24 protein-coding genes and 1 pseudogene are annotated in these 21,028 nt (G+C 57.4%); 15 read left to right on the top strand and 10 right to left on the bottom strand.

The features are described from left to right. Positions 1-64 precede the first annotated feature (64 nt). The 3 genes from VK682_RS24055 (at position 65) to VK682_RS24045 (ending at position 1,092) form a co-directional block, all read left to right on the top strand. Complete coding sequence (locus VK682_RS24055) at positions 65-316, top strand: hypothetical protein (protein WP_088652233.1); 252 nt, start codon at positions 65-67, stop codon at positions 314-316. A 124-nt stretch (positions 317-440) separates the two neighbouring features. Continuing rightward, positions 441-698: a helix-turn-helix domain-containing protein gene (locus VK682_RS24050; protein WP_073038001.1), complete on the top strand. Its 258-nt coding sequence runs from the start codon at positions 441-443 to the stop codon at positions 696-698. A gap of 169 nt (positions 699-867) precedes the next feature. Beyond that, the gene (locus VK682_RS24045) at positions 868-1,092 is read left to right on the top strand and encodes a hypothetical protein (RefSeq protein ID WP_230797747.1); all 225 of its coding nucleotides are present in this window, start codon (positions 868-870) and stop codon (positions 1,090-1,092) included. Between the two features lie 103 nt (positions 1,093-1,195). Here VK682_RS24045 and VK682_RS24040 read toward each other — a convergent pair whose 3' ends face one another. From VK682_RS24040 to VK682_RS24015, 6 genes and pseudogenes are all read right to left on the bottom strand, one after another. Further along, positions 1,196-1,951, bottom strand: a complete 756-nt coding sequence (locus VK682_RS24040) for a hypothetical protein (protein ID WP_230797748.1) — start codon at positions 1,949-1,951, stop codon at positions 1,196-1,198. 434 nt (positions 1,952-2,385) lie between these two features. After that, a pseudogene (locus VK682_RS24035) lies at positions 2,386-3,406 on the bottom strand (cation diffusion facilitator family transporter). After that, entirely contained in the window at positions 3,396-4,166 is a 771-nt protein-coding gene (locus VK682_RS24030) for a transglutaminase-like domain-containing protein (protein WP_008282972.1), read from the bottom strand. Before VK682_RS24030 ends, VK682_RS24035 begins: the two are co-directional and overlap by 11 nt. 93 nt (positions 4,167-4,259) lie before the next feature. Next, positions 4,260-4,994: a cytochrome c biogenesis CcdA family protein gene (locus tag VK682_RS24025; protein ID WP_230797749.1), complete on the bottom strand. Its 735-nt coding sequence runs from the start codon at positions 4,992-4,994 to the stop codon at positions 4,260-4,262. A 79-nt stretch (positions 4,995-5,073) separates the two neighbouring features. Then, the gene (locus VK682_RS24020) at positions 5,074-5,400 is read right to left on the bottom strand and encodes a YnfA family protein (protein ID WP_008282974.1); all 327 of its coding nucleotides are present in this window, start codon (positions 5,398-5,400) and stop codon (positions 5,074-5,076) included. 1 nt (position 5,401) lies between these two features. Continuing rightward, positions 5,402-5,830, bottom strand: a complete 429-nt coding sequence (locus tag VK682_RS24015) for a MerR family transcriptional regulator (RefSeq protein WP_008282975.1) — start codon at positions 5,828-5,830, stop codon at positions 5,402-5,404. Positions 5,831-6,403: 573 nt separating this feature from the next. Here VK682_RS24015 and VK682_RS24010 point away from each other — a divergent pair. After that, positions 6,404-8,506, top strand: coding sequence for a protein-disulfide reductase DsbD family protein (locus VK682_RS24010; RefSeq protein ID WP_008282976.1), 2,103 nt, complete (start codon positions 6,404-6,406; stop codon positions 8,504-8,506). A gap of 99 nt (positions 8,507-8,605) precedes the next feature. Here VK682_RS24010 and ccmI read toward each other — a convergent pair whose 3' ends face one another. Genes ccmI through VK682_RS23990 form a run of 4 tightly spaced genes read right to left on the bottom strand, consistent with a single transcriptional unit; the run spans position 8,606 to position 12,783 of the window. Beyond that, positions 8,606-9,757, bottom strand: coding sequence for a c-type cytochrome biogenesis protein CcmI (ccmI, locus tag VK682_RS24005; RefSeq protein ID WP_027263709.1), 1,152 nt, complete (start codon positions 9,755-9,757; stop codon positions 8,606-8,608). Then, the gene (locus VK682_RS24000; RefSeq protein WP_037240132.1) at positions 9,754-10,239 is read right to left on the bottom strand and encodes a cytochrome c-type biogenesis protein; all 486 of its coding nucleotides are present in this window, start codon (positions 10,237-10,239) and stop codon (positions 9,754-9,756) included. Before VK682_RS24000 ends, ccmI begins: the two co-directional genes overlap by 4 nt. After that, the gene (locus VK682_RS23995; protein WP_027263707.1) at positions 10,236-10,787 is read right to left on the bottom strand and encodes a DsbE family thiol:disulfide interchange protein; all 552 of its coding nucleotides are present in this window, start codon (positions 10,785-10,787) and stop codon (positions 10,236-10,238) included. The genes VK682_RS24000 and VK682_RS23995 overlap by 4 nt, the downstream gene beginning before the upstream one ends. A gap of 4 nt (positions 10,788-10,791) precedes the next feature. Further along, a complete protein-coding gene (locus VK682_RS23990) occupies positions 10,792-12,783 on the bottom strand; it encodes a heme lyase CcmF/NrfE family subunit (protein WP_008282980.1) in 1,992 nt (663 codons plus the stop codon). A gap of 618 nt (positions 12,784-13,401) precedes the next feature. On the opposite strand from VK682_RS23990, the gene VK682_RS23985 reads away from it, so the two are divergent. The 11 genes from VK682_RS23985 to VK682_RS23935 are packed head-to-tail and all read left to right on the top strand — an operon-like array spanning position 13,402 to position 21,024. Continuing rightward, a complete protein-coding gene (locus VK682_RS23985) occupies positions 13,402-13,968 on the top strand; it encodes an SCO family protein (RefSeq protein ID WP_008282981.1) in 567 nt (188 codons plus the stop codon). A gap of 5 nt (positions 13,969-13,973) precedes the next feature. After that, entirely contained in the window at positions 13,974-14,396 is a 423-nt protein-coding gene (locus VK682_RS23980) for a disulfide bond formation protein B (RefSeq protein WP_037239850.1), read from the top strand. Then, the gene (locus VK682_RS23975) at positions 14,393-15,052 is read left to right on the top strand and encodes a DsbA family protein (protein WP_008282983.1); all 660 of its coding nucleotides are present in this window, start codon (positions 14,393-14,395) and stop codon (positions 15,050-15,052) included. Before VK682_RS23980 ends, VK682_RS23975 begins: the two co-directional genes overlap by 4 nt. Before the next feature lie 28 nt (positions 15,053-15,080). Next, complete coding sequence (locus tag VK682_RS23970; protein WP_008282825.1) at positions 15,081-15,548, top strand: copper chaperone PCu(A)C; 468 nt, start codon at positions 15,081-15,083, stop codon at positions 15,546-15,548. Next, positions 15,548-16,174 (top strand): SCO family protein, encoded by a 627-nt coding sequence (locus VK682_RS23965; protein WP_009820117.1) that lies wholly within the window; start codon positions 15,548-15,550, stop codon positions 16,172-16,174. The genes VK682_RS23970 and VK682_RS23965 overlap by 1 nt, the downstream gene beginning before the upstream one ends. Further along, positions 16,171-17,544 carry a M23 family metallopeptidase gene (locus tag VK682_RS23960; RefSeq protein ID WP_230797751.1) on the top strand — a complete coding sequence of 458 codons (1,374 nt, stop codon included), beginning with the start codon at positions 16,171-16,173 and terminating at the stop codon, positions 17,542-17,544. Before VK682_RS23965 ends, VK682_RS23960 begins: the two co-directional genes overlap by 4 nt. Positions 17,545-17,547: 3 nt before the next feature. Continuing rightward, the gene (locus VK682_RS23955) at positions 17,548-18,006 is read left to right on the top strand and encodes a DUF411 domain-containing protein (protein WP_009820119.1); all 459 of its coding nucleotides are present in this window, start codon (positions 17,548-17,550) and stop codon (positions 18,004-18,006) included. A gap of 22 nt (positions 18,007-18,028) precedes the next feature. Further along, entirely contained in the window at positions 18,029-18,814 is a 786-nt protein-coding gene (locus VK682_RS23950; RefSeq protein WP_040652270.1) for a ZIP family metal transporter, read from the top strand. After that, the gene (gene lspA, locus VK682_RS23945; protein WP_230797752.1) at positions 18,795-19,289 is read left to right on the top strand and encodes a signal peptidase II; all 495 of its coding nucleotides are present in this window, start codon (positions 18,795-18,797) and stop codon (positions 19,287-19,289) included. The genes VK682_RS23950 and lspA overlap by 20 nt, the downstream gene beginning before the upstream one ends. 8 nt (positions 19,290-19,297) lie before the next feature. Continuing rightward, positions 19,298-20,857 carry an apolipoprotein N-acyltransferase gene (gene lnt, locus VK682_RS23940; protein ID WP_380717211.1) on the top strand — a complete coding sequence of 520 codons (1,560 nt, stop codon included), beginning with the start codon at positions 19,298-19,300 and terminating at the stop codon, positions 20,855-20,857. Further along, complete coding sequence (locus VK682_RS23935) at positions 20,857-21,024, top strand: hypothetical protein (protein WP_005641387.1); 168 nt, start codon at positions 20,857-20,859, stop codon at positions 21,022-21,024. Before lnt ends, VK682_RS23935 begins: the two co-directional genes overlap by 1 nt. The last annotated feature ends 4 nt before the right edge of the window (positions 21,025-21,028 follow it).

Below are 21,028 nucleotides of genomic sequence, written 5' to 3'. Positions count from 1 at the left end.
TGCGATCAAGGAGATAACAGGTTTGAGAAACCCAAGGTTGACAGGCCTGCTCCCATTGCAAGCTATGGTCCTTCTGATCTGCGTTCCCGGACCAGTTTTGGCGGAATCCTGCTTCGCCCCGGCCCGTCCTTTCGTGCCAAGCGATTCGCAGGCAGCGCGGGACTATGCAGACATCATCCGTGGCGATTTCGAAGACTACATCCAGGATATCCAGAGCTACTTCCGTTGCCTCGACAGCGAACGCGCCCGCGCCTTCGAGGAAGCGCGCGAAGTCAGCGAGGACTATGGCCGGTTCCTGCAATTGGTAGGGGATTGATGGGCAACCTCGGGAGCATCAGACTTGCAGCCCATGGAAACCAGACGCCGATAACACCCTCATATATCTACTTTTTAGATAACAGATTTCATCCGCTAGCGACGTCACAAAAGGTATGTGACGCGTGGCAAAGACAATCAGAAGCACGGGACAGGTGGCACTCTGCCAAGCATTGGTCGACGCCCGCATCAAGGCGGGCCTCGGTCAGGAGGACTTGGCGATCAAGCTCAAGTGCCATCAATCCCTCGTGGCGCGCATTGAAAGCGGCCAGCGCCGGGTCGACGTCGTCGAGCTGGTCGTCCTTGCGCGCGCCATCGGCTTTGACCCCTTCGAGGTTTTGGCGATCGTCGAAGCCGCCACGGAGCCCGACCACCGGATTTGAGCAATTTCATTAATCAAGAACACGGGAGCTAACTTTTCCCGGTGTGAGTATCGGTGCCGCGAGGAAGAACAGCTAACCAATTTAACCAAAACAGGCATGCCGCTGCAGCAAACGCTTCGGAAGTCAAAGCTGCGGTCGGAAAAGCCCAATTGCAGGAAATTAGTTAACAGTGAATGAAGATAAGGTCGAAGGTGTCGCAATCGCCAATTTGATTGCAGCCGATGAAGAAACCATTGTTGGCTGGGTTTATCGATGGAACACAGGTGCTCTGGCAATCCGGTGGGACATGCATGGCCCACAGCGCGTCTCAAAGATTTACCCGGATCTCTGCGATGCCGATAAAGCTGAAATCGACTTTGCGTCACTTACGCAGCTGACTTGTCGCGACGACTGACATGGAAGAATCTGGCCTTTATGGCCCTTGAATGGGTGCGTGTGCCTGCGTTGCAGGTTTGATTTCGTACAAGGCCCTGCGCGACTTCGCTGCGGCTCAATAGTCAGTAATTGACCTGCTCAAAACCGTAATTCCCGCTATAGTCACGCCACTCAACGAAGACGGATCTGTGATAAATGCTCGGGCAGTGCTCGCCCCATCGCTCGAGACCGGCATGCGCATCAGGAAGCGCTGCGGGTGACGACACCCTCCAAGAAAAATCGCCCTGGATCCCGTAGGTGCCGAGGACAACGGCGGCGCTGCGGTTGCAGTCGCCATCTCGCCCGGATTCGTGCTGGCGGGCATAACGAACGTCAAAGACGCGGATGGAACGCACGAAGTTGAATTCCGGCCCGCTGATATCGATGTCGGCGCGGTCTTCTACGAGCTGGAGGGCGTAATCAGCCCTTACGAGGTTGTCCCAAGCCGCGTTGGAGCCTTTGCGCCCAAGCATCCCGCCTGCCCTGGCTGCCTGATCGAAGAGCGGGGTTGAAGAGTTTGGAGGGGTTCCTGAATCACCATATAGGGCATCGAAGATCCGGTCCGCGGGCCGCGATCTAGCAGGTCCATCGTAAGACGCACCCATCGGGCAGCGCCAAATCTGAAGCGGCGGCTCCACCGGCCATGGAGTTATGCGCCGGATGAACTCGGCCCGTGCGCGGGCGCAGGGCACGGAAGCTGGCCATCCACCGGACAAACACAGCAGGATGGCACAATCGATCTGATAGGTTTGGGCGCGTGCTTGTGTCGGAACTGTTGGGCCGGTCAAGGCGAGAGCTAAAAAGGCCGCCAGAGGGAGGTTTTTGAATTCGAAACGCATGGCAAGGACCCTTGACAATCTTCACCCAGCATACCTACGAAAATATACTATTGCAACAATGATGATGCGTGTTGCGGTTGCGGCGGTCAGCAAGATCGCGAGGTGACCGAGCCGCCCGTCGTCATCCGCCACGTTGCGCGCTGCGCCAATCCCACGGCATGTCAAAGCGTCCGAGCCATCTCGATCGTCAAATGAGTCTCGAATTGCCCTTAAATCGGTTCTACCTAAATCTGTTTGGCGAATAGGACGCATTCGGGCTCTCAGCAGTTCTGCAACGGCTCAGAAGCAGACGGAACCTTGAAGGCTTCGAACCTCGTGAGTTCGAGGACCAGGCCAGGCTGGCTTGAAGCAGGCCGTGCACCCGTTTCAGGTCGCTGTCGCTTAGCTTGCACTCGCAATCGACGTCGATCACACCTTCATGACCTCTCACAAGCTCAGTGAAAACGGTTCTCCTCCTCTTCAGGCTTGCCGTGACCGTAGAGGTCGGCGTTTTCGTGTGCGCGGTCTTCGTGTTCGAACTCCAGGCTGGAATGGGCGATGTTGAAGTCCTCCTTCAGCCGGTCCTTGATCGCTGCCTTGATCTTTTCGATTTTACCCCAGCCGCCCGCTGTCAGCACCACGTGGCAGTCCAGCGCCGCCTTGTGCTCCTCCATCTGCCACAGATGAACGTGGTGAACGTCCGCTACACCATCGACGCTCCGCAGCGCCTCAACGACGGCTGCATTGTCGATGTCGGGTGGGCTGCCGAGCATCAGGGTTCTGATCGGACCGCCAATCTCAGTGAAAGCCAGATAGAGGATGTAAAGGGCAATGCCGATGGTGATTGCGGGATCGACCCATCGCATGTCGTAGAGGATGATCAGGGACCCTCCAATGATGACTGCCACAGAGGCCAAAGCGTCCGACAGGTTGTGCAGGAAAAGCGCACGGATGTTCACANGACCCTCCAATGATGACTGCCACAGAGGCCAAAGCGTCCGACAGGTTGTGCAGGAAAAGCGCACGGATGTTCACACTGCCTTTCTGCATCGAATAGGTGAGCAGCGCCGTCAACGTGTCGACGACGAGTGCCACACCGCCCAGGATCACCACCGTCCAACCAGCGACCTCGGGCGGGTCGATCATCCGCATGCCACCCTCATAGATCAGGTAGAAACCGATCAGGATCAGGGTCGTGTAGTTGATGAGTGCCGCGACGATTTCAATCCGACCATAGCCGAATGTCATGCGTTCATCGGCGGGTCGTCTGGCGATTTTGCGCGCAACGAACGCGATCACCAGTGACGCCATGTCCGAAAAATTGTGTAGGGCATCTGCGATCAGCGCCAGGCTGCCGGAAAGGATGCCGCCAACGATCTGCGCGACGGTCAGAAGCCCGTTGGCCCAGATTGCGATGGAGACCCTACGATCACCTGATTCAGGATCAATGTGGGTATGGCCATGATCATGCGGCACGGTTGTTCTCCTCATGGCTGTGGTTCGGTCGACTGAGACCAGGGACCTTTGGCAACATTCCACGACGGATGCGGCGAACCCGGGCATTCATCCAGTGACGGATGACGTGGCGATAGAGAAAGTCACGCGCAAATCCGAAGTTCTGACTATATTTCAAATAAAAGTCATCGGGCGCATCAAAGGTTCCAAAATCACGAACGATACCGGTTTTCTGAATATAAGTGCTGCCGCCGTTCCAACTGACTGGTGGCGCACTCAGGCAATCCGTTCCAGCGCCGTAGCCGCAAAGGCTTTCTGTTTCGCTGAATTCCTTCTGAAGCGACTGCAGGAAGGGGGCGTCCAGAATGAAGCCTTCGAGATTGATCCAGCCCTCTTCTGTTTCGACTTCGACCCACGAGTGCAGAATTTCGGACGGTGCGAGGGGGTAGACCAATTCGGGCACCACGCCACGCTGCAGGGCCTTGTGGATGGTGAAGCCGTGCAGTCGGCAGCGGATGCCTACGCTGCGCAGCAGTGCCATGAGAAGCGTCCCTTTCGTGTTGCACTGCCCGTAGCCGTCGGTCAGCACCGCAGAGGCGGGAATGTCGTCGACGCGGTTGTAGCCGAACGCAATCACGTTCCGGACAAAGTCATAAACCGCGCCAATCCGGTCGACACGGGCAAGGTCATGCCAGCCACGATCTCGTACCAGGTTCGAGATTGAGGGCGAGTCAAAATCCAGCAGTCTTGTTGCGGTTAAATAGGAATCGGTGGGTGCCACAGGGTCTCTCCTCGAATCGTTCACGAGGAGTCTTAATCTCTACAGTGACTAGAGAGACAAGCCTTTTCTCAAATGTTACTTTCGATCACAGCTCTATCCGATAGTGCCAAGGGCCGGGAAGGTTTCGAGCAGCCAGAAGGCAAGGCGGCTGATCTGACCTGTCATCACGCCGATACCCATCAGCACCATCAGTCCGCCCGATATACGATAGAGCCATCGACCAGCCGCACCGATCCGCTTTAGCCTGCCTGCAATCTCGTTGGTGAAGAGCGCTATGATTAGAAACGGCAGTCCAAGCCCTGCGGAGTAGATTGCCAGCAAGGCCATCCCGTCCGCTCCAGATGTCGCGCTTACTGCCAGGATCGACCCAAGCACAGGGCCTATGCAGGGCGTCCAGCCAAAGGCAAAGGCAAGACCCAAAAGGTAGGCTCCAACGGCGCTGCCGCCGTCAACTTTTACGTCGGGCCTCGTGTCACGCATCATTGCGGGGATCTTGATCGCGCCCATCATGACAAGTCCGAACAAGACGATCAAGAAGCCACCCGCAAGCCCGAGTTCGTATTTCCAGCGCAAGAGCATCCCGCCCAAAAGACTTGCCCCGGCCCCGAGCGCCACGAAGACTGTCGAAAACCCGAGCACGAACCACAAACTCAGGACCACGCTGCGCGCCCGTTCGGCAATGCTGCGCGCCGCCCCGGATTTCGCGGCGGGCTGTCCCGCGATGTAAGACACGTAGCCAGGAGCAAGAGGCAGGACACAAGGCGACAGAAAGGATATGGTGCCACCCAGAAAAGCCGCGACGATTCCAACACCTGAAATTTCGAACATTCAATTCCTGCCTTGCTTTAGCCTGTGAAACGCGCACCGTTGTAAAAGCTAAAGCTACTGTAGGAGCAATGCCGTTTTATTACGCTCCGCGGGGTGCCGCGAGGATGATGGCAGCACCCAACAAGCATACAGTGGTGCCGAGCAGATCCCACCTGTCCGGCCGGTGCCCTTCGGCGAGCCACATCCAGAGAATGGACGCGGCAATATAGATCCCACCATAGGCGGCAAAGGCGCGTCCCGCAGCCACAGTGTCGACCTGAGCCAGAAGCCAGCCGAACGCCACCAGCGCCGCCACACCGGGGACAAGCCAAAGTGGGGACGCGCCAAGACGCCACCATGCCCAGATGGCAAAGCATCCGGCGATCTCAGCCAAGGCCGCGAGCGGATAGACGAGCACTGCGGTCATCTCAGGCGCCGATCTCGTCGTGGTCCGTCAGGCACTCGGAATGGTCGCGCAACACCTCCAGCACACGGCAATCGGCCGTGTGCCCGCCGCTGCATTCGTGCACCATCCTCTGCAATTCTGTCCGAAGGGCTTCAAGTCGGGCCATACGTTGCTCAACCTGCTTGAGTTGTCGGCGAGCGATGGCATCGGCCTCCGCGCACGACTTGTCTGGATGATCGCTCAGATCAAGAAGCTCACGGATTGCGTCCAGCGAGAACCCGAGTTGCCGCGCATGCCGGACGAAAGACAAGCGGTCAAGCTCACTATCTCCATAGCGCCGCTGACCGCCAGCCGATCGCCCGGGCTCGGGCAGGAGTCCGATCTGCTCGTAATAGCGGATCGTCTGCACCTTCGTCCCGGTCCTTTTTGCCAAAGTGCCGATTGTGAGCATATCACCTCTCCAAACTATCTACAGCCCGTGTAGCTTTAAGCGTTTTTTTGCACAAGTTCCGCTCGGCATCTCACAGGTCAGTGAACATCGCTCTTTCATCCAGAATAGGTCTTGAACCTACAGTAGCTAGAGGGTGTAAACGCGCCTAAAATATAGAATCAAATTCGGGCGGAGCGGCGTGCGGCTATCAGGTCTTCAGAAAGTACTACGGGTTTTGGCGGGTGTGGCGGCGCTCGTTTTCATCTGGTCGTTGTTGTGGTGCGACTATTTTGTCGCCCAGCATCGGGTCTCGACGGGCGCACTATCGTAAGTATCGTGAACAGACAAAAAAGGACTAACCTTGAAACGGCGCTAGCCTGAGAGCGCGACACCATGGAGAGCGGGTCCAGCTTGCGTTCGACGCGGAAAAACGACTGTTTTGTAGGAAGCCCAGACGAGCATCGCTGTCGCCTAGTTGGTCGGAGTCTTGGCTCTGCCCACTGTTTGAGGGGTCGACGCCGTCACAAAGGCGTTCGGGACTAGCACGTTGCTGTAACTTCCCGAGACTGAGCGCGAAGAAAAAGAGGTCAGAATATGCGTACAACCTTGGCAGGGTATCAGGGATTGCTTATCAGTCTCGCACTCTTTCTTGTTTTTGTGGCAAGCCCTGTTCGCGCCTTGGAATCCAATGCGTATCGTTCCGAAGTTCTGACGGCACGTTTGATCGTCGCGGAAGCAGGAATCGCCCCAGGATCGCAGTTCCTTTCGGCGGGTTTGAAGATTGAACTGGAGGAAGGATGGAAAGCGTACTGGCGGTCGCCAGGCGAGGTTGGCCTGCCGCCAGAGATCGATTGGGAGGGGTCCACAAACCTTGAATCCGTCGACATGCTTTGGCCCGCACCCACGCGTTTCCGCGCCTTCGGAATTGAAAATTTCGGCTATGCCAAACAAGTAATATTTCCATTGCAGTTGCGGCTTGCGAACTCTGATAGAGCGGCCGAGCTGAAGGGACTCGTCGATCTGCTGATCTGCTCCAATGTGTGCATTCCGGAAAGGTTTGAATTGACACTCCCTGTGCCATTGGGAACGGGCGTCGATGCGAAAGCCGCGACCGATATCGCGACATGGGCCGCTCGCGTACCTGTTGCAGGGCCAGAAAGTGCAATAGCGGTCTCGGGCGCATCGCTGAAGCAGGATCAGGCATTGGTTGTTCAAATGACGCGGCCTTCTGGCTGGAACAATCCCGATCTTTTTCCAGAGTTTGGTGCAGGCTCTGCATTCGGCGCACCCGACATCCGCCTTACAAGTGATCGCACCGGTCTCTGGGCAAGTATCCCGATTCTCGCGTTAAGCGAGGAACAAACCTCCCTTCGAATTACGGTCGTAGACGAGGGTGTCGCGGTTACATTCGATGATGTGAACACTACCGACGTTGTACCTGCGCCACCTTACGCATCCGAGACCAGCCAAGATAGGGGTCAGTTTTTCCCGATTCTCTTGCTGTCCTTCCTGGGAGGGTTGATACTGAACGCAATGCCATGCGTCTTGCCAGTTCTATCGATTAAGTTCGGGTCGGCGCTCCGAATGAAGAATCGCTCCCTTTCACAATTGCGCGCGGGATTTCTCGCTACGGCTGTGGGAACTGTTGCTTTTATGTGGGTGCTGGCCTTGGCGGTCATAGCGCTGCAGACGCTCGGATATGCCGTTGGATGGGGTGTGCAGTTTCAGAATGCATATTTCCTAATTGCACTCATTCTCGTTGTCGGACTCTTTGCGGCAAATTTGTTTGGAGTTTTTGAAATTTCTTTGCCCAGCAGCTGGATGGTTAGGCTATCTGGCCGCTTTGGGCGGGGGTATGCCGAAGACTTCTCCACCGGCGCTCTGGCTGCGATACTTGCAACGCCTTGTTCAGCCCCGTTGCTGGGGACAGCCATTGCCTTCGCCCTTTCTGGCACGACAGGCGATATACTTGCGGTTTTCACAGCGATGGGGATTGGGCTTGCACTGCCATATATTCTGGTTGCCGCTTGGCCTGGTTTCCTGTCTCGACTGCCCAAACCGGGACCCTGGATGATAAGCGTGAAGATCGTTCTCGGATTGCTGCTTGCCGGAACCGTTGCATGGCTATGCTGGGTCTTGATTGGTGTGACGTCGCCAACTCTCACAGGCCTGGTGCTGCTGGGTCTTGGGCTCATCGTACTGGCGGCGAGAGCCTATCAGGTTCAGCCTCGTAACGGTTTGCTGTGGGGAATGACTGCGGTTTTGGGCATGACGTTGGCGGCCCCTGCACTGCTGCCAAAAAGCTCCGATGATGTAACAGCCTCGATCACTTCTTACTGGGTCGAGTTCGACCGGTCCCGGATCGCGCGTGAAGTGTCGCAGGGCAAAACTGTCTTCGTGGACGTTACTGCGGATTGGTGCATCACTTGTAAAGCAAACAAAACCCTGGTCCTGGATCGTGAACCAGTTTTGGGAGCACTTGGCGAGGAAGGCGTGATTGCGATGCGCGCGGATTGGACGCGACCGGACGCGAAAATCCAATCCTATCTCGAGGCGCACGGCAGATACGCAATTCCGCTCAACATCGTCTACGGTCCAGATGCTCCTGAAGGTATCATTTTATCTGAACTACTATCTGCGGATGCCGTTCTCGAAGCACTGTCGGCTGCCAATCTCAGCGCTGTCCGAAAACGATGACATAGTGCCGTTGCATTGCTCAAGGGAGGCAGAACCTACAGTGGTTTAGTTTCAGGTGAAAGGAAAGCTGTTATGTATCTGAGACCACGCGGCCCCAATTTATTTGTTGATCCGATCCAATCGGGCCGTGGCGGCGGCACGCATAGGGTCGGTTTCCGGAAGGCTTTCGGCCAAGGTGCGCGCATTGTCGGCGGCGTTCTGGGCAGCATCAAAGTCACCCAATACACTGTACGCCTCCGCAAGCCGAAGCCATCCTTCAAGATTGTCTTGGTCATCCAACAATCGCGCCGCCAAGCGGTCAACCATGGAGCGGACGAAAGCGCTGCGTTCCTCGACCGACATGTCCTGAGCGGCCTCGATATCGGCCGCACCGGGGCTACGCGCGTCCCGAGAGTCCGGAAAGAAATCAGCTAGGGTGACAGGGCTCTCTCCAACCTGTTCCCCCAATCGGTTGGCGACAGACAGGAAAAGTTCCATCCACGGATAGGCGCGATCCGCTCTCTTGAGGCGCTCGATCAAAAGCGTCCTCGCTTCATCTGGAACCCCGTCCTGTTCGAGGATCCGGGCTCTATAGAAAATTGGGCCTGGATCATCGGGGTCCATCTCCGATGCGCGTTCGATCACGCTTTCCGCTTGCGGCGTCACGATCCCGTTCTCGGCTGCGATCAAGGCCTCGGCATATAGCAATAGGGTTGAGATATCTGCATTGTCGCGGACAGTGACGCGTTCGAATGCATCGGCGGCATCATCGTAACGAGCCATACGCATATAGGTCTGACCGAGCAGAACCCAACCATCACTTGGTCCACCAGACTCGTCTGCTTCAAGCCGGGTTTTTAGTCTCTGGGTCAACTCTGAGAGGTTTGCGGCTTCCTGGGTTTCAGATGCGCGAGACGCCAGAGGCTGGCTTTCGATCTGTGGCGAGCCGATTTGAGAATACAGAGCGAAGGCTACCAATGGCGTGGCAATGGCGGACGCGAAGATGGTGCTTCGCCCACTTGCGCGCGACGATTCACGTGTCGCAAGCCGACCGGCAGCCAGAATGCGGCGTTTGATTTCAACCCTGGCCGCGTCGGCCTCGGTAACGGATATCAGATTCCGCTCTTGATCAGTATCAATTTCGGAAAGCTGATCCTTGAGGATAACCAACGCTCCATCCTTTCTGTTCAGGACTTCACCCGTTCGATAGAGACCGGACAAGAACAGAAGGACAGTGATGGATGCCATCGCGCCTAACACCAACCAAATCATGGGTCTCTCCGTCCTTCATTTTCATGAAAAATGGCTTCGAACTCACGCTCTTCATCGGGGCTCAGTGGATCAGCAGTGCCATCAAGAACGGCCCTGCTTCGGCACCTGATTGTGACAAAGACAACGCCAATCCCAACGGCAAAAAGAACCGCTGGTCCGAACCACAACAGATACGTGGCGGGTTTCAGTCGCGGCCTGAACAGGACGAAGTCACCATATCGATCTACGAAAAACGCAATGATCTCGTCATTTGTTTCACCTGCAATCAGACGTTCGCGCAGCAAGGTGCGCATCGTTCGGGCAACACCCGCATTTGAGCTATCGATATCCTGATTCTGGCAGACAACGCAGCGTAGCTGCTTTGAGAGCTCCCGGGCGCGCGACTCAAGCACCGGATCATCCAGCAACTCATCTGGCTCCACAGCCCATGCCGCGGTTGTTGCGGCAAGCATCAGCACCAGTGAATAGAGCCAACTCTTCATGATTGACCACCTGCTGCGGCCAACGCAGCACGAATTTCATCCTGTGCCTCTGGCGTCACAATGGGACCAACGTAGCGATAGACTACGATACCGTTCGCATCGATCACAAACGTCTCAGGCACCCCCGAAATACCCCATTCGATACCGACCCGGCCCTCGCTGTCTGATCCGATCCTCTCATAGGGGTTGCCAAGCTCCTCCAGCCAGTTTGCGGCATCTGCTGGTTTGTCCATGTAGTTAATCCCCATCAGCCGAACACCGTCCTGTTCAACAAGCCTGGTTAGCACCGCATGCTCAGCACGACAGGGCACGCACCATGAAGCGAATACATTGACCAAAACCGGCTCGCCAATGCTACGAAGGGCTGCGGCCGACAGTCCGGGGGTCTGCGTGCTCTCTACCGGTGGAAGCTCAAAATCCGGAACTGGTTCGGAGACCAAAGCGGAAGGAATTGCGTTAGGATCTCGGTCTGGGTTGAGCCCCCAGAACAAAAATCCACCCAAGACCACTGCGACCAGCGCTGGCATCGCGAGAAGGATTTTCTTCATCATATCATTCCGCCGGTTGAAGCGCTGACGACCGGCTTTTTGGCGACGGCGCACCCACCCGCAATCTGCGGTCCGATAGCGAAAGGGACCCGCCAAGCACCAGCATCGTCGCTCCGATCCATATCCAATTAACCAGTGGTTCGTAGAGAATGCGCAAATTCCACTGGCCCGACGCCTTTTCGGTCGCAGGCTCACTGATGGTGACGTAGAGATCACCTCTGAGCGTTGATCGGATTGCAGATTCGGTTGTGGACGTCCCCGCAACTGGATAGTTTCTGCGCTCTGGACGAAGAAGCGTAATCTCCCGTCCATCTTTCAAGACGCGAAGCTGGCCTTGTTGTGCGATGTAGTTTGGACCACGCAACCGTTCGACACCGTCGAATATTACCTCAAAACCGGCGATTTCCACGGTCGTCCCCGGTTCTGCGAAAAGAACACGTTCTTCCTTCCAGGCTGTGGAACCTACAAACCCAAGCACAAGCATTGCAACGCCAAGATGCGCGAGCGTCATACCGTGCGCAGCGCGCGGCAAGTTCCGCGCGCGACGCAGCGACTGTGAAAGGGGTAAATCAAAGAGCTTGATGCGCAACGCCCATTCGCGCAACGTTGCAACAAAAACCCAGGCTGCAATCCCTATTGAGACCACTGCAAGCAGGGGCCCGTCTGTCTGAAGGTACCAAACGATCCCCGCAACACCAATCGCGATACCAAAAACCAAACGCAGCCGCTGCCAGATACCGGGAAGATCGGCCCGTTTCCAAGACAGGAATGGGCCAATTCCCATGATGATGACTAGCGGCAGCATGAAAGGGATAAACGTCGCGTTGAAATACGGTGGTCCTACAGAGATCTTTTCATCAGTCACCGCTTCCACAAACAACGGATAGAGTGTTCCAAAAAGGACGGTCGCCGTTGCGGTCGCGAGCAGAAGGTTGTTGAGCAAAAGCCCCGCCTCGCGGCTAATCGGCCGAAATACGCCACCCGATCCAAGCTGAGGCGCGCGCCATGCGTAAAGTGTCAGTGAGCCGACAATGGTTACGCCAAGAAGGCCGAGAATGTACACGCCGCGCGCCGGGTCGACCGCGAACGCGTGAACGGATGTCAAAATGCCGGATCGGACGATAAATGTCCCCAGAAGTGACAGTGAAAAGGTCAGGATGGCCAAAAGAATGGTCCAGCTTTTGAACGTGTCCCGCTTTTCCGTGACGATAGCGGAGTGCAGGAGTGCCGTACCCAGCAGCCATGGCATGAAGGATGCGTTTTCCACCGGGTCCCAAAACCACCAGCCGCCCCAGCCAAGTTCGTAATAGGCCCACCAAGAGCCGAGTGCGATCCCCGCAGTGAGGCTGATCCAGGCCGTCAGAGTCCAAGGCCGCACCCAACGCGCCCATGCGGGATCCACCCGACCCTCTATCAGAGCCGCGACCGCGAAGGAGAAGACGATCGAGAAGCCGACATACCCAAAATACAAGAGCGGGGGATGCATCGCCAACCCGATGTCCTGCAGCAGAGGATTAAGGTCTGTGCCATCCAGAGGCGGCGGAAACACCCGCTCGAACGGATTGGATGTAAAGAGCATGAAGCTCAGGAAACCGACGCTGATCCAGGCTTGAACGGATAGAGTTCGCGCTTTGAGACCAACCGGAATGTTTCTGCCCAGCAGCGCGACCCCAGCCCCGAAAAGTACGAGAATAAAGGTCCAGAGAACTAGAGACCCTTCGTGGCTGCCCCAAGTGCCGGCAACCTTGAAGATCATCGGCTTCAGAGAGTGGGAATTTTCAACCACGTTTCGAACCGTGAAATCACTGACAACAAAGGAGCGCATGAGCGCGCCAAACGCAATTGCAACTAACGTCACCTGAAGCACCGCTGTTGTCTTTGCACTTTCCATCCAAAGCACGCGTCCCGTGCTTGCTCCGACAATTGGCAAGATGCTTTGAACAATCGCGACGGCAAGCGCGAGGGTAAGGGCGAATTGTCCGATCTCAGGTGTCATTTTGCGTCCTCCTGAGTAGCGCTTCTGCATCCGAGCCGGACAAGGTTTCCGCATCGGGATAGTTCAGCATGTTCATCGTCCATTCTAGTGAGATCATATCGCGACATTCTCCACTTTCCGCCTGTGTTCGCTTCTGTGAATCGCAACCGAGTTGGGGTTGGGCGGAAAACCGAATGGGATGAAGTTCTTTGCGCGTGCATGCCGTGAGCAGGATCCGACAGTTGATTCGCGTCCTTTGTAGTTCCTGTAGTCGCTGTAGGTTCAAGCGTTATTTTAGACTGATACCTTAAAAAATGACCCATGCTTGCAGTGCATCTGCGTAGCAGCTTTGTATCTGCAGGCCCGGTTTCCGCAGGCGTCGGATTTAGCGGAAATTGCCGTTGCCTTCCCTTGATGGCCACCTGCAGGGTCAGACGAAGCAGCGAAACATTGAGTGACGGCAGGTTTTGAAGCGCTGAATAGAGAGCATTAGCTTCACAGGTGCGTGACGTGCTGCCGCAGGGCAAGAATCACGCTTGAACCTACAGTAGCTAGAGGGTGTAAACGCGCTTAAAATATAGAATCAAATTCGGGCGGAGCGGCGTGAAGCTTTCAGGTCTTCAAAAAGTGCTATGGGTATTGGCGGGCGTCGCGGCGCTCGTTTTCATCTGGCTGTTACTGTGGGCGGACTACCGCGCCGATATTTCCCAAGCCGAGACCGAACCACCTTTCCTTGCGCAGTTCGAACTGACGGACCATATGGGCATGATCCGCACCGAAGAGGACTTTGCGGGTCGCTGGATGCTTGTGTTCTTCGGGTTCGCCAATTGCCCAGATGTCTGCCCGACGACGCTTGCAGAGGTGGCGGCGGTCATGGATGGACTTGGCGAGGATGCCGCAAAAGTGCAGCCGATCTTCATCTCGATTGATCCCGAACGCGATACGCCAATGGCTCTTGCCGACTTTGTGCCGCGCTTTGATGCAGGCATCATCGGTCTGACCGGAACATCCGATCAGATCGCTGAGACCGCTGAAACCTTTCCGATCTACTTCGAACGGATCGAAGAGGCCAGCGCGCCGGATGGCTATACAATGGGGCACACATCGCACCTGTTCCTTTTTGATCCGCAGGCGGGCTTCGCCGATTCCTGGCCCTACGGCACACCCGCCGAAGAGATCCTTGCGGATCTGAGAGAGAGGATCTGATCGCCATGACCCGACTTTCCGGAGAAACGGCCCTTGTTCTTGCTTGGATCATTGCGCTTATCTCATCGCTTGCCGTGCTCTTTATTGGCGAGGTTCTTGGTCAAACGCCTTGCGTCCTTTGCTGGTTCCAGCGCGCCTTCATGTTCCCCCTGGCTGTCGTTCTTGGGCTCGGGCTGTGGTGGCAAGATCCTCGCGTGGGGCGCTATGGCGTTGCGCTGGCGCTTGGGGGGGCGGCGGTGGCGTTGTATCACATCGGCCTCTATGTCGGGCTGATCCCCGAGGCGATCCAGCCCTGCAAGGCGACCGGCCCCTCTTGTACCGACGACAACCAGGTGGTCTTCGGCATTCCGATTCCGCTGATGGCGCTTGTCGCCTTCACGATGATCGGGGTGCTGTCGGCCATTTCACTGAAGGAAAAACAAACATGAATCGACGCGGTCTCGTTCTATCCGTTCTGGCTGTTGGTGCCGCAGGTTTTGGCGGCGCGGCCTGGTATGCCACCCGCCCCCAACCCATTGCAGAGGCAGTCCCTGTCGCGCCTGAAGTGAACGATGTGCTGATCCGGCCCTATTCCCCGATCCTCGGCCCCGAAACGGCACCTGTCACGATTGTCGAGTTTTTCGATCCAGCTTGCGAGGCCTGCCGCGCCTTCTATCCCGTGGTCAAGGATATCATGACTGAGCACGGTGATGCGGTCCGTGTCGTCATTCGATACACTGCCTTTCACGGGGACGCTTCGGTGGAAGCGATCCGTGTTCTCGAAGCTGCGCGGATGCAGCATGTGTTCGAACCCGTGCTGGAAGCGGTCCTGCGCGAGCAGCCGCGATGGGCGTCCCATGGCACTCCGGCACCGGGTTTGATCCTTGAGATTGCCGCAAGCGGTGGTCTGGATGTCGAAGCTGCTCGGACACAGATGCTGGCCCCCGGTGTCGTGGCCGTGCTCAATCAGGACCGCGCTGATGTCGAAGCGGTTGGCGTTCGACAAACGCCCACGTTCTTCGTCAACGCCAAGCCATTGGACCCGTTTGGTGAGGCAGAACTGCGGCGACTGGTCGCGGCGGAAGTTGCGGCCAGCCAAAGTTGATGCTCGGCCAGATACAGGAGAATTCTTCATGACAAAACTATCTTACATCAACGGTTTGACCCTTGTCTTACTGCTCTCGGGCATGTCGACTCCGGCATTTGCCGGTTCGGAGGATGTGGTCGTCGAAAACGCGTGGTCCCGTGCTTCAATCGGGGTCAACCGCCCTGGTGCCGCCTATATGACTGTGCGCAACACCGGTGAAGACACGGTCACGCTGACCGGGCTTACAACACCACTGGCCGTGATGCCCCAGATCCATGAGACGAAAACCAACGCCGACGGCGTCAGTTCTATGGCGCCTGCTGACGAAATCACGATTGAACCGGGCCAAAGCGTAGCATTGGAACCGGGAGGGCTGCACGCCATGCTCATGAAGCTGCAAAACCCGATGATCGAAGGCGAGACCTTCCCACTGACACTGACGTTCTCGGACGGTGGTGAAGTGACTGTTGAGGTCCCAATTCTGGGGATCGCCGCGCGCGGGCCGGAGAGCTGATGCAGCGTCGGCATGTGGTCCAATACGGTGCAGCCGGTGTAGGCGCTGTCGCTCTGATGCTCGGCGTCGGCTGGTGGCGCGTGGACGGTCCCGGTGCACCAAAACCGGCCGGCCAAAGGCCTCTCCCCCTGTCGGCGATGGATTTCCGACTGACCGATCACGAAGGCAATGAAGTGGGCCCGGAAACCCTGATCGGACGCCCGACCATGGTGTTTTTCGGGTTCACCTACTGCCCGGATGTCTGCCCCACGACGTTATCGGATATCTCAGGTTGGCTTGAAGATCTCGGGGACGAAGCCGCGCGGATGAACGTGGTCTTCATCACAGTCGATCCGGAGCGGGACACGGTCGAGGCCATGGCCGAATATGTCGGCTATTTTCATCCGGCTATTCGCGGCTGGACTGGGCCGGCAAACCAGGTTGCCCGCGCTGCAGAAGGATTTCGTGCCTCGTATGAGCGCGTCCCGACCGAAGGCGGCGACTATACAATGAACCATACGGCAAGTGTATTCCTGTTCGATGCCAAGGGTGAACTCGTCACCATGATTGACTATCACGAGCCAAGAGAATTCGCAGTGCCGAAGATCCGGCGTGCACTGACAGAAGTCGTAGAGGGGGCAACATGAAGATTAGAATTGTTTTGGCGAGCGCTGTGGTCGCAGGCGCTTTTTCGCTGACCGCCATCGCCATTTCTGGCGTTCTTTCTAAAGAGCCAGTGCCTCCTGCGATTGCTGAAGCGACCCTCTGGACTCCCGATCCGCTCTCGATGCCTCAGATCGCCGACTACGATGTGACACCGCCCGCTGCATTTCACGCCGACAATGCTAGCCCAATGCGACCTCTGCCGCTCTTGCAATCTGTCTTCGCAGAAACCGCCTTGCCCGAGATTGAACCGCCTTTGATCACCTGGTCGCGTGAGATCGCGTCGGGCGAGACGCTGGATGCGGTCCTGGCGAACGCGGGTATCGCTGCGCCTGCGCGTGCCGAAATCGCGCTCGCGCTTGGTGCAGAATATGACCTGCGCCGATTGCGCCCGGGCCATGAGATCACTGTGATCTCAAAGGTGGACGGAAATCCGAGCCGCGTGGAACTGGCAGTTGACGATGGGGTGCGGATCGAAACGGTCTTTGGTCAAGAACTTGTCACACGCGTGTTGGAGCCAGACCCTGAAATGGTGACGTTCGCGGGCGAGGCAGTGATCGAAAGCTCTGTCTTCGCGGCTTTGGACAAGGCGGGCATCCCTGCTCGTTTTGCGGTCGACATGGCGCAGATGCTGGGCGGCACAGTAGATTTTCGACGCGAACTTTCCGGTGGCGAGACGATGCGTATTCTTTGGCGCGAAGCCCGCGACGGAAACGAGAGGATCGGTCAGCCCGAACTTGCCTTTGCCACACTGGACCTTGGTGAAACGGTCTACGAGATCGTCTGGCCGGATGACGGCAGCGGTGAAGCAACGATCTATGTCGATGGAGAGGTCCTGCGTGTTTTTGCCCAACCGGTGGAAGGAGCGCGGCTGAGTTCCGTCTTTGGCCGTCGCACACACCCGGTCTATTTGAATGTGCGCATGCACACCGGGGTCGACTTTGCTGCGGCCCGCGGTACGCCGGTGAAAGCGACAGCACCCGGACGCGTGAGCTTCATCGGACGTCGTGGTGGATATGGCCGGGTGGTGGAGATAGCGCATGGATCCGACACCCTGACACGATACGCACATCTCAGCGAGGTGCCGGACACACTCGAACAAGGGCAGCGCGTTTTGGCCGGAGACATGATCGGTCGCGTCGGTGCGACCGGCACCGCGACCGGCCCAAATCTCCATTATGAGGTTCTAGTCGATGGTCGCCCGACCGATCCTCTCTCAGACGACAGACTGGCAGAGGCGGCCGAGCGGGATGCGGATGACACGGCTGCACTTGAGCGATTGGCTGAGGCACGCTCGCTACTGGCCGAGAGGCTCACCAGCGAATTTGTGCAAACAACAACCGAAAGGCTTTAATCCATGAAACGACTGGCTCCCGCCCTTGCAGTCACGCTGGCCTTGTTTCCCGCAGCGCAAGCGGTCGCCGATGCGATCCAGATTGATGTCCGGAAGACAAACGGCTGCGGCTGTTGTCTGTCCTGGATGAAGCACCTCGAGGAAAGCGGATTCGCGCCGACAGGCGAGGACATGTTCGGGGGATCTCTTGTGCGCTTCAAACTCGACAATGGCGTGCCTCAGCGCATGGTCTCCTGCCATACGGCTTTGGTCGACGGCTACGTGATCGAAGGACATGTACCGGCATCAGACATTCAGCGTTTGTTGGATGAGCGTCCAGATGCAGTGGGGTTGGCGGTGCCCGGAATGCCCTATGGATCGCCGGGCATGGGACCGGAAGACGATCGAGAGGCTTATGAGGTCTTCCTGATCCGCGGCGATGGATCGACCGAGATCTTTAGCAGTTATTCGGCCGCTGACTGACGTATCGACGAGACCTCAACGCTTGGAACCCCTCTCCCCAATTACCCTTGGCTTTCTAGGAAGTCTGGCCGCCGGATCGCTGACAGCGGTCGGGGCGATCCCCGTTCTTTTCGGGCGCATCCCATCCCGGGCTACACGCGATCTGCTACTTGGCTTTGCAGCGGGTGTCATGCTCGCTGCATCGTTTTTCTCGCTGATCATCCCGGCTCTCGATGCAGCCGAAGGACAGTTCGACAACGGTGCTCTCCCGGCGGCCATCGTTTGTGTTGCTATCTTGCTTGGCATGGGCGCGGTCGCTCTGATGAACGAACGGCTGCCGCATGAGCATTTCAAGTCGGGGCGGGAAGGCCCTGACTCTGCTTCGCTGCGCCGCGTCTGGCTCTTCATCATCGCGATCACGATCCACAATTTCCCCGAAGGACTCGCCGTTGGTGTCGGGTTCGGGGCTGACGGTCTTTCTGGTGGCTTGCCGCTTGCGATTGGCATTGGGCTGCAAAACGCTCCCGAGGGTCTCGCCGTAGCGGTCTCATTGCTTGGTGAGGGATATTCCAGGCGCCGTGCGTGGGGCATTGCCGCCCTGACAGGTCTTGTCGAGCCGGTAGGCGGGCTTCTTGGGGCTGGGATCATCAGCATCTCGCAGCCGCTGTTGCCATGGGGCCTCGCCTTCGCCGCCGGGGCGATGCTCTACGTCATCAGCCACGAAATCATTCCCGAAACCCACCGTTCTGGCCATCAAAACAGGGCGACACTCGGTCTCGCGGTTGGCCTGGTGATCATGTTGTTCCTCGATGTATGGCTGGGAGGATGAGATGAAACAGTCCCATTTCCAAGGTTTCTTTGCGGCTGGAACTGCTTTTCTTGTCGATCAGGTGACAAAAGCAATTGTCGTCGCCAATGCGGCAGATTTGAGCGCCGGAGTTCCGGTCTTTCCCGGTTTCAATCTCATCTACCTGCGCAACGATGGCGTGACATTTGGATTACTTGGTGGAGCGCCATGGTGGAGCCTTACAGTGTTGGCCCTCGCGGCCTGCGGCTGGTTGACTGTCATGTTATTGCGCACGGACAACCGGGCCGAGGCTATCGCCTATGGTGCGATTATCGGTGGCGCGCTCGGCAACGTCCTCGACCGCATCCGGTTTCGGGGTGTGACGGACTTCCTCGATTTCTATGTCGGATCCACGCATTGGCCCGCCTTCAACATGGCGGATGTTTTCGTGGTCAGTGGCGTGGGCCTACTGCTCATAGCCCCTTGGTTGAGCGCCAAGTTGAAAACAGGCACATGATGGCGGGCTTGCGACCACTGACGGGTCGTGGCCGTTACATTCCCCTGCGATCAGGGATTAGCTTTGCAGCGGGCGGTTTAACGGTTTTAACCCTTCCACCATTCTCATGGCTCATCGTTGTTCCAGTCGCCTTCTCAGCACTCTTTCTCGTCCTCCGGCAGGTTTCGACAGCGCCTGCCTTCTTCATCGGCTGGGTCTTCGGAATGGGCCAGTTCGGGTTTGGAGTTTCCTGGATCGCCGAGAGCTTTTACGTCGATTCCGAACGTTTCGGTGCCCTTGCGATCCCGGCAGTCGCGGGACTGTCCGCCGGACTGGCCATTTTCCCGGCGATTGCGGCGATGTTATTTGCCACCATCATGCAGCGCCGTGCTGTCGGCGACACTACGGCAGGTCTTCTGCTTGCAACCTGCTGGGTTGCCGCAGAATGGCTGCGTGGTCATGTCCTGACAGGGTTTCCCTGGAACCTTGCCGCTTATGCCCTTGTCGAACACGCCGCTCTGCGCCAACCCGCCGCCTGGGTAGGAAGCTATGGGCTGAGCTTTCTCACGGTCTTTATAGGGCTGTTGCCCGGTGTGTTGATTGTGGCGGCACCAAACAGACGCGTGCCTGTTCTCGTGCTCTTCGCCGTTGTGGTGATGGGCCTCTGGGGTGGCGGCGCGCTGCGTTTAGGGACGAATGTGCCTCCGACGGACAGCGCTTTGCGCATCGTCCAAGGCAATGTGCCGCAAGTCGAGAAGTGGGCACCGGGCAGCCGCGAGCGAACGCTGGAGAAATATTTGGGCTTGTCGGCGCAACCTGGACGCTTCGACCTGTTGCTGTGGCCGGAAACGGCCTTTCCCGGTTTTCTGGACGAGGACGCCTTGGCGCGTAGGCGGCTATCCACGGTTCTGCCAGACGGCAGGATCCTTTTGACAGGCGTGCCTGACCGCGTAGAGGGCGATGGGGGAACCCGATATTTCAACACGGTTCAAGCCTATGACGGCAGCGGCGAAATTCTGACGGGATATGCAAAACATCATCTTGTTCCGTTCGGGGAATATGTGCCCCTGAGAGGCTGGCTGCCGATCGAGCGGCTGACCGAAGGTTTGGGTGATTTCACGCCAGGACCAGGGCCACGCACGCTGGCGATCCCGGGTGCGCCTCTGGTCGCGGTGGCGATCTGTTACGAAATCATTTTTCCGGGCCAGGTAGTCGATGACCTTTTTCGCCCCGACTGGATTTTCAACGCCACAAATGATGCCTGGTTCGGGACCAGCATCGGACCCGAGCAGCACCTCGCCTCCGCGCGCATGCGCGCGGTCGAAGAAGGGCTTCCTGTAGTCCGGGCGGCCAACACCGGGATTTCCGCGATCATCGACGCCAAGGGAGAGATCATCGCGCGCCTCGAGACCGGACAAACTGGAGTCATAGATGCCAGCCTGCCGACAGCGCTTGCGCCCACACCTTACGCACGTTTCGGTGATTGGACATCGCTGGCGCTCATCTGTGCGGTCTGGGCTCTAGCCTTTACCGTCGGATTGGTCAGACGACGTTTCAATTCAGAAAAATCAAAATCGGAGGAATCGTGATGCTGGTGCTCGCAGGCTTTGTCGGAGGGGCGCTCTGGGGTGGCTATCTGGCGCAACGGCGGAAAGGGAACCGCCTGGATATACTTCAATACGCGACAGGCTTCGGTATTGCTTTCGGCCTACTCGCTTTTTTCGCCTCGGTGATCCTCTTGCGCATCACGTCTTGAGATT

The organism is Salipiger marinus (assembly GCF_035481585.1).
GTDB classification, from domain to species: Bacteria; Pseudomonadota; Alphaproteobacteria; order Rhodobacterales; family Rhodobacteraceae; genus Salipiger; species Salipiger marinus.
This window is presented reverse-complemented; position numbering and strand designations above follow the sequence as displayed.